The sequence below is a fragment of the Microbacterium sp. B19 genome (assembly GCF_000333395.1).
GTDB lineage: Bacteria > Actinomycetota > Actinomycetes > Actinomycetales > Microbacteriaceae > Microbacterium.
In genome coordinates this window covers 1-11895 of sequence record NZ_BADA01000494.1, presented here as the reverse complement: position 1 = coordinate 11895, position 11895 = coordinate 1, and the positions used below count along the sequence as shown (strand labels likewise).

The 11895-nt window shown below is 66.3% G+C and carries 11 protein-coding genes and 1 pseudogene; 9 read left to right on the top strand and 3 right to left on the bottom strand.

Going from position 1 to position 11895, the window contains the following annotated elements; all coding sequences use genetic code 11:
* Nucleotides 1-224: pseudogene (tetB(58), locus tag I5G_RS26605) on the top strand (tetracycline efflux ABC transporter Tet(58) subunit B); the annotation flags it as partial.
* Between the two features lie 15 nt (nucleotides 225-239).
* On the opposite strand, the gene I5G_RS17110 reads toward tetB(58), so the two are convergent.
* Complete coding sequence (locus tag I5G_RS17110) at nucleotides 240-2771, bottom strand: RNA helicase (RefSeq protein WP_022880155.1); 2532 nt, start codon at nucleotides 2769-2771, stop codon at nucleotides 240-242.
* A gap of 26 nt (nucleotides 2772-2797) precedes the next feature.
* Nucleotides 2798-3559, bottom strand: coding sequence for a hypothetical protein (locus I5G_RS17105; protein ID WP_022880154.1), 762 nt, complete (start codon nucleotides 3557-3559; stop codon nucleotides 2798-2800).
* 122 nt (nucleotides 3560-3681) lie between these two features.
* On the opposite strand from I5G_RS17105, the gene I5G_RS17100 reads away from it, so the two are divergent.
* The 5 genes from I5G_RS17100 (at nucleotide 3682) to I5G_RS23205 (ending at nucleotide 8461) form a co-directional block, all read left to right on the top strand.
* Nucleotides 3682-4119, top strand: a complete 438-nt coding sequence (locus I5G_RS17100; RefSeq protein WP_022880072.1) for a MarR family winged helix-turn-helix transcriptional regulator — start codon at nucleotides 3682-3684, stop codon at nucleotides 4117-4119.
* Nucleotides 4116-5528, top strand: coding sequence for an MFS transporter (locus I5G_RS17095; protein ID WP_022880153.1), 1413 nt, complete (start codon nucleotides 4116-4118; stop codon nucleotides 5526-5528). Before I5G_RS17100 ends, I5G_RS17095 begins: the two co-directional genes overlap by 4 nt.
* A 27-nt stretch (nucleotides 5529-5555) precedes the next feature.
* On the top strand, nucleotides 5556-6608 hold the full coding sequence (locus I5G_RS17090; RefSeq protein ID WP_022880152.1) for an LLM class flavin-dependent oxidoreductase: 1053 nt from the start codon (nucleotides 5556-5558) through the stop codon (nucleotides 6606-6608).
* Between the two features lie 165 nt (nucleotides 6609-6773).
* A complete protein-coding gene (locus I5G_RS24150) occupies nucleotides 6774-7802 on the top strand; it encodes a DUF262 domain-containing protein (protein ID WP_204365575.1) in 1029 nt (342 codons plus the stop codon).
* Nucleotides 7802-8461 (top strand): MAE_28990/MAE_18760 family HEPN-like nuclease, encoded by a 660-nt coding sequence (locus I5G_RS23205; protein ID WP_022880150.1) that lies wholly within the window; start codon nucleotides 7802-7804, stop codon nucleotides 8459-8461. Before I5G_RS24150 ends, I5G_RS23205 begins: the two co-directional genes overlap by 1 nt.
* Before the next feature lie 286 nt (nucleotides 8462-8747).
* Here I5G_RS23205 and I5G_RS23200 read toward each other — a convergent pair whose 3' ends face one another.
* Nucleotides 8748-9374 (bottom strand): recombinase family protein, encoded by a 627-nt coding sequence (locus I5G_RS23200; RefSeq protein WP_022880149.1) that lies wholly within the window; start codon nucleotides 9372-9374, stop codon nucleotides 8748-8750.
* A gap of 278 nt (nucleotides 9375-9652) precedes the next feature.
* Here I5G_RS23200 and I5G_RS17065 point away from each other — a divergent pair.
* The 3 genes from I5G_RS17065 (at nucleotide 9653) to I5G_RS17055 (ending at nucleotide 11859) form a co-directional block, all read left to right on the top strand.
* Nucleotides 9653-10890 (top strand): IS3 family transposase gene (locus I5G_RS17065; RefSeq protein WP_239642565.1). Its coding sequence is split into 2 segments (ribosomal slippage): nucleotides 9653-9932 and nucleotides 9932-10890, totalling 1239 coding nucleotides; the frame shifts between segments, so codons are not numbered across the junction.
* Between the two features lie 76 nt (nucleotides 10891-10966).
* Complete coding sequence (locus I5G_RS17060) at nucleotides 10967-11458, top strand: GNAT family N-acetyltransferase (protein ID WP_022880146.1); 492 nt, start codon at nucleotides 10967-10969, stop codon at nucleotides 11456-11458.
* Between the two features lie 119 nt (nucleotides 11459-11577).
* On the top strand, nucleotides 11578-11859 hold the full coding sequence (locus I5G_RS17055) for a GlsB/YeaQ/YmgE family stress response membrane protein (protein WP_022880145.1): 282 nt from the start codon (nucleotides 11578-11580) through the stop codon (nucleotides 11857-11859).
* Nucleotides 11860-11895 lie beyond the last annotated feature (36 nt).

The window sequence follows — 11895 nt, the reverse complement described above, 5'->3', positions numbered from 1 at the left end:
CCGATCCTGTTCCCCTGATGTTCACGTACATCTTCGGCGGCGCGATCGCCGGCGATGTCGCGAGCTACCTGCCGATCATCATCCCCGGCATCCTCGTCCAGACCGTCATCACGACCTCGGTCGTGACCGGCGTGCAGCTGCGTGAGGACATGGACAAGGGCGTGTTCGACCGGTTCCGATCCTTGCCGATCGCGCGCATCGCCCCGCTGTCCGGCGCGCTGCTGACCGGGGAGGAGGGGTCAGAGCCGCAGCACCTCGGTGACGCGGACGACGGCCGTCCCCTCCTCCTCCGAGGCGGCGAGGTCGACCTCGGCGCGGATGCGCCAATCGTGGTCGCCGGCCGGGTCGTCGATCGTCTGCTCGACGCGCCAGAGGCCGTCCGCCGCGGCCGACTCGTCGATGTCGACGTACGCCGACGACCGCGCGGCACCGCCCGTGCCGATCGTGTCGTGCTCGTCGAAGTACGCATCGAGCGCCGCGGACCAGTCGACGTCCGGGTCGAGCTCGGCGAGTTCGTCGTCGCGCTGGAGCGCGGCGAGCTGTACTCGGCGGAACATCTCGTTGCGCACGAGCACGACGAACGCGCGCCGGTTCGTGAGGATGGACGGCGGAGCCGGCGGCACGACCGGTGCCGACGGGTCGTCCGCGGGGTTGATGAGCTGCTCCCACTCGTCGACGAGGCTCGAGTCCACCTGCCGCACCAGCTCGCCGAGCCAGGCGATGAGGTCGAGCAGGTCGGGCGTCTGAGCGTCGGCGGGGACCGTCTGCCGGATGGCCCGATAGGCGTCGCTGAGGTAGCGCAGCACGAGTCCCTCGCTGCGGGCGAGCTGGTACAGCGACACGTACTCGCCGAACGAGCACGCGCGCTCGAACATGTCGCGCACGACCGACTTCGGCGACAGCTCGAAGTCGCGGATCCACGGCTGGCTCGACGCGAACACCTCGTAGGCCTGCGCGAGCAGCTCGTCGAGCGGTTTCGGCCAGGTGATCTCCTCGAGCAGTTCCATCCGCTCGTCGTACTCGATGCCCTCGCGCTTCATCGCCGCCACGGCCTCGCCGCGGGCGCGGAACTGCTGCTGCGACAGCACGGGGCGCGGGTCGTCGAGCGTCGCCTCGATGACGCTGACGACGTCGAGCGCGTAGTGCCCGGTGCCGACCGACGAGGCCGGGGGCGTGGCATCCGGCCCCCTCCCGAGTTCGACTTCGGGGTCGAGCAACTCGATCGCGGCGAGCGCGAACGGCGACAGCGGCTGGTTGAGTGCGAAGTTCGGCTGCAGGTCGACGGTGAGCCGGATGCCATCGGCCCCCGCCTCGACCACGCCGGCCTGGAGCAGCGTGCGGAAGATCGCGATGGCGCGGCGGGCGAGCTCGTACTGCCGGGGGCGCGGCTCGTGGTTGTCGAAGACGAGGGAGCGGACGTTGCCGAAGACGTCGCCGCCGCGGGCGATGACGTTGATGAGCATCGCGGCGGTGAGCTTCATCTGCGGCTGGAGCGGCTCGGGCTCGGCGGCGACGAGACGGTCGTAGCTCTGCTCGGTCCAGTTGACGAACCCCTGCGGCGCCTTCTTCCGGACGATCTTCTTCTGCTTCTTGAGGTCGTCGCCGGCCTTGGCGATCTGCGCGGCGTTCTCGATCTCGTGGTCGGGCGCCATCACGACGACGGTGCCCGCGGTGTCGTATCCGGCGCGGCCGGCGCGCCCGGCGATCTGGTGGAACTCGCGCGCGGAGAGCTGGCGCATGCGCGTACCGTCGTACTTCGTCAGCGCGGTGAGCAGCACCGTGCGGATCGGCACGTTGATGCCGACGCCGAGGGTGTCGGTGCCGCAGATGACCCGCAGGAGCCCGCGCTGCGCGAGCGTCTCGACGAGCCGGCGGTACCGCGGCAGCATGCCGGCGTGGTGCACACCGATCCCCGCGCGCACGTACCGCGACAGCGTCTTGCCGAAGCCGGTGGTGAAGCGGAAACCGCCGATCGCCTCGGCGATCTCGTCGCGCTGCTCGCGTCCGATGATGCGGATGGACGACAGGGCCTGCGCGCGCTCCATCGCTGCGGCCTGCGAGAAATGCACGACGTACACGGGCGCCTGACGGGTGTCGAGCAGCTCCTGCACGGTCTCGTGCACGGGCGTGCGGGCGTATTCGAAGTGCAGCGGCACGGGACGCTCGACGCCGGTGACCCGCGCCGTGGGGCGACCGGTGCGGCGGGAGAGGTCGTCGGCGATGTCGGTGACGTCTCCGAGGGTCGCGGACATGAGGATGAACTGCGCCCGGGTGAGCAGCAGGAGCGGCACCTGCCACGCCCACCCGCGGTCGGGTTCGCCGTAGTAGTGGAACTCGTCCATGACGACCTGGTCGACCTGGGCGTCCGGTCCCTGTCGGAGGGCGAGGTTCGCGAGGATCTCGGCCGTGCAGCAGATGATCGAGGCGTCGGAGTTCACCGACGAGTCGCCCGTGACCATCCCGACGTTCTCGGCGCCGAAGATCTCGACGAGCGCGAAGAACTTCTCGCTCACCAGCGCTTTGATGGGGGCCGTGTAATAGCTGCGGCCGCCTCGGGAGAGGGATGCCGCGTGCGCAGCGACGGCGACGAGGGACTTGCCCGTGCCGGTCGGGGTCGACAGGATCACGTTCGCGCCGGACACGATCTCGATGATCGCCTCGTCCTGCGCGGGGTAGAGCGTGAGTCCGCGGCCGCTCGCCCACTCGACGAACCCGAGGTAGGCGGCATCCGGGTCGCTGCCTGCGGGCACGTGGTCGAGGAGGGAGGTCACTGCTCCACCCTCTCATCCGCCCGTGCTCAGCCCGCGTCGCTGAAGACGCCGAGGTTCTCGCCGTCGAACACGAACTGCACGCTCGAACCTCGGGGGAACCGCTCGACGAAAGCGTCCGGCACGGTGGAGTTGACCACGAACTGCAACGTCGCGGGGAACGCGCCCGCGCCGCATCCCGCCTGCGAGAAGCCGGAGTATCCGCCCGCGTCGAGTTCGTCGATCGTCGCGGTCGGGGTGAGGAAGATGCACGGGTTGCGCTCCCCGTCGGGGCCGAACTGCGCGTAGGCGACGAACGCGCTCATGCCGTAGAAGTCGGGGTAGGCGCGTCCGTCCGAGCTGGCGGGTCCGAAGATGCCCGGGATCGAGCGCCCGTCTTCGGGCTTCAGCGTCGCGATCTGCGGAACACCGGCGCTGGTCTGCACGGGGAGGATCGAGACGCTCACTACCGTGAGCGCGCTCGAGAGCGCGGCCACCAGCGCCAGTGAGATTCCCCACAGCCAGAAGACGCGTCGGGACCGGATGGGGCGCCCGCGGCGCGGCGGCTCCTCTTCGGCCTCGGCGTCGGCGTCGGCCTCGGGGACGGGCGGGTCCTCCGGCACGGCCTCGACGAACTCCGTGGCCTCGACGACCTCCGTCGCTGGGGCCACGGGCCGGACGAGCTCCCGCCGCTGCTGCTCCTCGAGTTCCGCGAGGCGCTGCAGCGCACCGGGGTCGGCGGCGATGTCGGCGTCGGGCCCGTAGGCCCGGGCGCGGAGGCGGCGCAACTCCTCGGGAATCTCGTCGCTCATCCTCCGCATCGTGCCACACGGCGATGCGTTCGGGGCGCGAAACCGGGGCGGCGCGGCCGGCGGGGCGCGACACCGGTCACCGATATCGACAGGCGAAACTGATCAGTTTAGACTGACGACTTGTGCCCCCCACTCCTCCTCCCCCCACCCCCGCACAGACGGCCGTCGACCTGTGGGCGACCGTCGCGCGGCTTCTCCGCCGGATGCGCGAAGCGGGCGCCGACGACGACCTCACGCCCTCGCAGGCCTCCGCGCTCGCACGACTCGGCAAGGGCGGGGTGTCCACGGCGAGCGCCCTGGCCGGCGCCGAGCGGGTCCGACCGCAGTCGATGGCGGCGACGGTCGACGCGCTGGAGTCGGCCGGGTTCGTCACGCGCACCCCCGACCCGTCCGACGGGCGGCGGCAGATCATCGACCTCACCGACGCGGGGCGCGCCCGACTCGTCGGGCAGCGCGAGGCCGCGGCGGAGTGGCTCGAGCACGCGCTGTCCGAACTCGATCCGGACGAGCTCGCCACCGTGGCATCCACGATCGCGATCCTCGGGCGCCTCCTCCCGTGACGTCGCTCCTGCGCCGCACGGCTCCCGCCGATCGGTTCGACCGGCGCCTGCTCGCCCCCATGATGGTGGGCACGATCCTGAACCCGGTCAACACCGCGATCATCGCGGTCGCCCTCACTCCCATCGGGATCGCGCTGGGCGCCCCGGCATCCGAGACGGTGTGGCTGGTCTCGGCGCTGTACCTCGCCACCGCGATCGGTCAACCGCTGGTGGGCCGGCTCGTCGACGTCTTCGGCGCGAAGCCGCTGTTCCTCGTCGGCGCGGTCATGGTCGCCGCGGGCGGGGCGATCGGGTTGTTCGCGCCGGAGTCGCCCGAGAGCATCTGGTGGCTGGTTGCGGCCCGCGTGATCCTGGGGCTCGGCACGTGCGCCGGGTACCCGGCGGCGATGCACATGATCCGCGCCGAGGCCGAGCGCACCGGGATGGCGTCTCCCGCCGGCATCCTGACCATCCTGTCGGTGACCACGCAGACCACCGCCGTCATCGGCCCGACGCTCGGCGGTCTGCTGATCGGCGCGTGGGGCTGGCGCGCGACGTTCGCAATCAACATCCCGTTGGGGCTGATCTCGCTGCTGCTCGGCGCCCTGTTCTTCCCGCGCCACACCGCGATCGAGCCGGCGCCGCACGAACGGCCGCGCATCGACGGCGTCGGGATCGCGCTGTTCGCGGTGGCGATGCTGAGCCTGCTGGTGTTCCTGCAGAACATCGGGATCGCCCTGATCTGGATGCCGGTGCTCGCCGTCGCGGTCGGTGCGGCGTTCGTGTGGTGGGAGCGCCGCGTTGACGACCCGTTCATCGACGTCCGGGTGCTCACGACGAGCATCCCGCTGCTGCTCACCTTCGTCCGTTCGCTGCTGACCGCAACCGTGTCCTACACGTTCGTGTACGGCTTCACGCAGTGGCTCGAGGACGGCCGCGGTCTCGATCCCACCGCGACGGGGCTCGTGCTGCTGCCCGTGTTCGCGACCGGCGTCGTCTTCGCGCTCGCGTTCGGCCGGCGGCCCGAGGTCGTGTGGAAGCTGCTGCTGGGCTCGGCCGCGCAGCTCGTCGCCGGCATCCTCGTGCTCTTCATGACGGATGCCTCGCCGCTGTGGTTCCTCGTGCTCACGATGGTGATCCTCGGCATCCCGCAGGGGCTGAACAACCTCGCGATCCAGAACTCGCTGTACGCGCAGGCGGAGCCCGCCCGCATCGCGTCGTCCGCCGGGTTGTCGCGGACGTTCTTCTACCTCGGCGCGATCGTGTCGTCGGTGGTCTATGGCAACGCGTACGGCGCGCGGGCTTCGACGTCGGGGTTGCACACGCTCGGCTGGTTCGTCGTGGCGGTCGCCACCGTCTTCCTGGTGATCACGGTGTTCGACCGCTCGCTCGCGCGCGTGGGTCGCCCTCCGCTCCATTCGGGGGAATAGATCGAGGGATGCCGCGTTGCACCTCTCATGCGCTCCTTCGGCACCCTCTCCTTCGGGCATTACGGCCCTCTCGGCGGCGGCCATCACCTCTCGGCCGGTGACTCGATGCTGCAGGCGATCGACCTCGCCCAGGGCATGGACGACCTCGGCGTGAACGGCATTTCGTTCCGGGTCCACCACTTCGCCCGGCAGCAGTCGGCCCCCATGCCGCTGCTCGCGGCGATTGCGGCACGCACCTCGCGCATCGAGGTGGGCACCGGCGTCATCGACATGCGGTACGAGAACCCGCTGATGCTCGCCGAGGAGGCGGCATCCGTCGACCTGATCAGCGGCAACCGCCTGGCGCTCGGCGTGAGCCGCGGGTCACCCGAGTCCGTCCTGCGCGGCTACGAGGCGTTCGGCTACACGGGGTCCGAGGACCCGCGCGGAGCCGACATCGCCCGCGACCACTTCGACCTGTTCCTGCGCGCGATCGACGGCGAGGGCCTCGCCGAGCGCGACCCGATGAGCCCCTTCGGCGGCGGCACGGGCCTCCAGCGGATCGAGCCGCACTCCCCCGGTCTGCGCACGCGCATCTGGTGGGGCGCCGGCACGACCGGGACGGCGGAGTGGGCCGGGCGCACGGGCGTGAACCTCATGTCGTCGACGCTCCTCACCGAAGCCGACGGCACACCGTTCGACATCCTGCAGGCGCGTCAGCTCGACGCGTTCCGTGCCGCGTGGACCGAGGCCGGTCACGCGGGCACCCCGCGCACGTCGGTGAGCCGCAGCATCTTCCCCATCGTCAGCGACGAGGACCGGCTGTACTTCGGCGGATCCGCCGGCTCCGACCAGATCGGCGTGATCGACGGCATGCGCTCGACCTTCGGCAAGACGTACGCCGCCGAGCCCGACGTCCTTGTCGAGCAGCTGCAGAACGACGCCGCCGTCATGAGCGCCGACACCCTGATGCTGACGATCCCGTCGCAATTAGGCGTTGATTTTTGTGTACATATGGTGGAGTCGTTCGCGAAGCATGTAGCTCCCGCGCTCGGGTGGGTGCCCAGCACGCAAAACCCTGCAGTGGCACGCGCGGTCTGAGTAGGGTCCGAACGGCGCCTCAGACACGCGCGGGACGGGCGCCCGATAGCATGGTCGACACAACGAAGTTGGATCAGTCGACATGAGCGAGGCGCCATGACAACCCTAGAAGCTCAGCTTGAGGACGCGCGGCGCGCGATTTCGACGGACGGATACCCGATGAGCGTGGGCGAGCTCACGAATATGTTCCGTGAGAAAGAACTCATCATCCGACCTCCCTTCCAACGACTTTTCCGTTGGGACGAGGATCAAAAGTCACGGCTTGTCGAGAGCATCTTAATTGGCATCCCACTACCCTCGGTATTCGTCGCGCAGGACGAAAATGGGAACTGGGAGCTAGTGGACGGCCTCCAAAGAATCAGCACCCTGCTGCAATTGCAAGGTCTGCTTGACCACGCTGATTTCCCTCCACTACGGCTTAGAGCCACCAAATACCTGCCAGCTCTCGAAAATCTTGTGTGGGAAGACAGCGAGCACCCCGACCAAGCTCTCACCGCTGCACAGCGCCGGGACATCAAACGATCAAAGATTGACTTGAAGATCGTGCAGCGCGAGTCGGACGCGAAAACTAAGTTCGACCTTTTTCAGCGCCTCAACTCCTTCGGCTCGAAGCTCTCAAACCAGGAGATTCGCAACGCACAGCTCGTTGGCGTGAATTCTGCATTCGTCGAGTGGGTGAGCGGCCTGGCGGCACATGAAGCGTTTGTTTCACTACTGAGCCTTCCCGACAGCAGCATGCGCAAGAAGTACGACGAAGAGCTTGTTCTGCGATTCCTCTACTTGCACGCTCTTTCAGACGAAGACATCCGAGGCATACGAAACTTCCAGGATGGGCTCCAGGAATTTGCCATTTCTCTGGCCCTCGACTTCGACGACAGCTACAAGCAGCAGGCAGAGCAAGTCTTCAAGGAAACCTTCGATCGACTGCTCGACGCAGACGAAAAGGTACTTGGACGCTGGGATAGCGTGAAGCAGGACTTCAAGGGCGGCTTTCTCAATTCGTCATTCGAGGCGTTGGCGATCAGTCTTGGTTATCTGATTCGCGAGGGCGTTAACACTCGGACCGACCTGCGTGCATGCGCAATCGAATTCTGGAACCTGCCAGACATGACTACCCGGTTCGCTACCGGGAAGTCCACGGAAGCCCGGCTGAGCATGATGGTTCCGGCTGGACGAGACATCATCCGAGCCTGATGGCAAAGATTCGGACCGTCGAGGCCCTAGACCAGGCGATTGATGCTGAGATTGCCTGGCGGAAGCAAGAGCTCACGACGGCTCTCAAACTCGTTCAGCAGTCTTCCGGGACTGCGCAGAGAGCAAATGTTCGGTCCGGCGTGCTTATCCTCTACGCTCACTGGGAGGGGTGGGTGAAGGCCGTGGCTCGGCTTTACATCCGGTATGTGAATACGAAGTCATTACCATACGAACGGCTGAGTGAGGCTTTTCTAGGCAATGCGCTCAAAACCAAGATGACGGAGATCGAAGCAGCCACCAAACCGCTGAAGCACAACGAGTTCGCTGCCTTCCTGCGCGCGGACCTCTCGAAAGGTGCAGCGCTATCAGAAGACCTCATCCGTACGGACAGTAACCTTCGTTCGACCGTCTTCTTCGACATCCTGGCGAGGCTCGGGCTCGAACAGCGGTCGCAATACACGCTCCGCGCGAATCTTATAGACACAGAACTCGCCGACAGGCGAAATTCGATCGCTCACGGGGAATATCTGGATCTCAAACTCGACGACTACAAGGCCCTCCGCGATGCTGTGCTTGGCCTTCTTGAACTATTCACTGACGATGTTCGTAACGCTGCTTCTATGGGCATGCATCTTGCCACACCCGCGCCACAAACCTAGGGGCAATTTCGGAGGAGATTCGCGATTTCAGCACGCCTACCGGTCGTAATCAAAACGCCTCCACGACCGTTTGCGATGGACCTGGTTCGCATACTGGGCAAATCGAGGGAACGAGCAAGGCCGGGGAGATCTATCCCCGGCCCTGTCGAGATATAACCCTCTACCAGCGGATTGGGTGATCCGCCAAGAATTCATATCAGTCGAATGAAATGCTTCAGTGTCCACACAAGTCAGAACTGGAGATAAACCGCTATTGCGCAAGCGAGCATCATCTTGCGCGTCAGGTTCAATTGCTCTGGACTCTTACGCGCGTGGTCCGCCATTCCTCGACGCTCATGTAGTCAGACTCGAGCGCGCGATAAACCGTCTTTCGGGAAACTCCCATCGCGCGGGCGATTTCAGCCTTCGGAACTCTGAGCTCTGCCTTTTGCCGTAAATCGGCGAGCTGAGCACTGTTGAGCTTCGGCTTCTGACCTTTGTATTTGCCGGCAGCCTTCGCGACTGCAATTCCTTCGAGCTGCCGTTGCCGGATGATTCGGCGCTCGAACTGGGCGAAGGAGCCAAGCATGTTGAACATAGCCTCGGTGTAAGGATCGATCTCCTGTCCGGGGGTGAAGGTCATGCGTTCTTGCTCGAAGTGAACGGTGACGCCCTTCGCTCGAAGTGCAGACACGATCCGGTTCAGGTCCACGATGGAACGAGCCAGGCGGTCAATGCTCCAGACCAGTAGAGTGTCTCCGCTCCGCAGCCAGTCGATGCATTCGTCGAGCACTGGCCGCTCATTGCCCTCCTTGCCGCTCTCCTTCTCCTCGAACACTTTGTCGGAGCGCTCGGCAAGCTCCTGCTGTCGAGCGAGGTTCTGATCCGCGCCGGATACCCGAAGGTAGGTAGCTGTCTGTCCTGTGGTAGTCATGGCGTGTCTCCTGGTGGGGTCGGTATCAACTCTGTGACTCAGAGATGAGATCTATATCGGAGCACCACTTTTCGGTCCTATTCCTGACTGTGCCCCGCCGTATACCGCGGCGCACATGCAGAAAAGGGCCGCGATCCAAAGATCGCGACCCTCAGCCGTGGTGTCACACACCCATCAAGGTTGAGCCCAGTCACCCAATCGACCTGTGTAACAGCATCAGCAATAGCATGTGAATTGGCCTGACTTTCGTTCCGTTCTTCAAGCAAGGATGGAACACGATGAACAGGAAGTACTCGCCGGAGATGCGTGAGCGGGCGCTCAGGATGCTCGCGGAGACGCGGCCGTCGCACCCGAACATGATGAGCGCGGTCCGTCATGTCGCCGGGCTGCTCGGGATGAGTCCGGAGACGCTGCGGCTCTGGCAGCGCCGCTACGAGGTCGACGCGGGCGTCAAGCCTGGGCTGACGACCGATGCTGCTGCGGAGATCAAGCGGCTGCAGAAGGAGAACGCCGAGCTGCGGAAGGCGAATGAGATCCTGAAGGCTGCGAGCGTGTTTTTCGCGAAGGAGCTCGACCGCCCCTGACCGAGATGGTCCGGTTCATAAGCGAACACCGGGATCGTTTCGGGGTCGAGCTCATCTGCCGCGTCCTCCGACCGGCAGTGCAGGGCTTTCTCACCGCGCGCGGCTATCGCGCTGCGGTCGGTCGCGCGCCGTCGGCCCGGCAACTGCGCGACGAGCTCCTCGTCCCGGAGGTTGCGCGGTTGCATGCGGAGAACTACGGCGTTTACGGGCGCAGGAAGATGCACGCCCTCATGCGCCGGCAAGGCTGGCAGATCGGCCGGGACCAGACCGAACGCCTCATGCGGCTCGCTGGGGTGCGCGGCGTCCGGAAGTCGAAGCGGATATTCACTACGCGCTCGGACAAGACGACCGTCCTGCCGAGCGATCTCGTGAACCGCCGCTTCACGGCGCCGGCACCACGACGGCTCTGGGTCTGCGACGTCACCTACGTCGCGACCTGGAGTGGTTTCGCCTACGTCGCGTTCGTCACCGACGTCTACTCGCGCCGCATCGTCGGGTGGAACGTCGCATCGACGCTGCGGTCAGAGATCCTCCCGATGCAGGCGCTCGACATGGCTGCCTGGAACGTCGGCGGCCGCCTTGATGGGCTCATTCATCACGCCGACCACGGGTCGAACTACACCGCGATGGTTTACACGGAGCGGATCGCCGAACTCGGCGCCGTCCCCTCCACGGGGACGGTCGGCGACAGCTTTGATAACGCGATGGCCGAGACCGTGAACAACCTCTACAAGACCGAACTCATCCGCCAGCGCGGTCCCTGGCGGACCGTCGAGCAGGTCGAGCTCGCGACGCTCGAGTGGGTGTGGTGGTGGAACAACCAGCGGCTACACGGCGAGCTCGACATGCGCACCCCCGTCGAGGTCGAACAGGCGTATTACGCTGACCAAGAATCAGGCCAGCCGGCCCCTGCCGGACAAGGCTCCCGATAGGAACGAAAGTCAGGCCGATTCATTGACCGTGGCATCCGGGTCCGTTCTTTGCGCGCTCTCGACCTAGGCTGAGGACATGGTGTCCGTGCGGGTGGCCGAGTTCCCCCGGGACCACGAATCCGTGTCCGCACTCCTGGCGTCGTACCTCCGCGCGACCGAGACGGAGAAGGCCGAACACGGGCTCGTCGCCGCGGAGGCCCCTCTGCCGGAGCGCTACGGGCGGGAGATCGCCGACCCTGCCACGGCGCTCGCGGGACGCCGCATCCTGATCGCCAGCCTCGACGGGGAGGATTGCGGGGTGGTCGTGGTCGGGCGCTCCGCGGACACCGCGGAGATCTCCCGGTTCTGGACCTCGCCGGACGCGCGGGGCCGCGGAGTCGGAACGGCTCTCCTCGAGCAGGCCCTGAGCCACGCAGGGCGACCGGTGAGGCTCTCCGTTTGGCCCTGGCGCGAGTCGGCGATCGGCCTCTACCGCCGATACGGATTCCAGACCGTCCCCTCGTGGGACCCTCGGCCCGAGCTCATCTGCCTCGAGCTGTCGGGCGCCGGTGCGGAACGGCGAGGATAGCCAGTCGCACGGCCCGTCTCAAGGGCTCACCGAGGAATCCGTCCCGGGCATAACGTCGTCTCCGCTCCTCATCCAGAGAAGCGCTGTGCCACCCGGCACCTCACAGCAAGGAGAACATCGTGCTTTGGACGATCCTCGGCCTCATCATCGTGGGCCTCATCGCCGGCTTCATCGCGCGTGCCGTTATCCCCGGCAAGCAGAGCATGAGCATCCTCATGACCATCGTCCTCGGAATCGTCGGCTCGTTCGTCGGCGGCTTCCTCGGATTCCTGCTCTTCGGCAGCGACCCGACGGGCGGCTTCCTGCAGCCGTCGGGCATCATCGGTTCGATCATCGGCGCGATCATCGTGCTCGGCATCTACGTCTTCGCGACGCGCGGCCGCAGCGCCCGCACGCGCTGACCCGCACTCCCACGACGCCCCCCCCCCCCCCCCAAA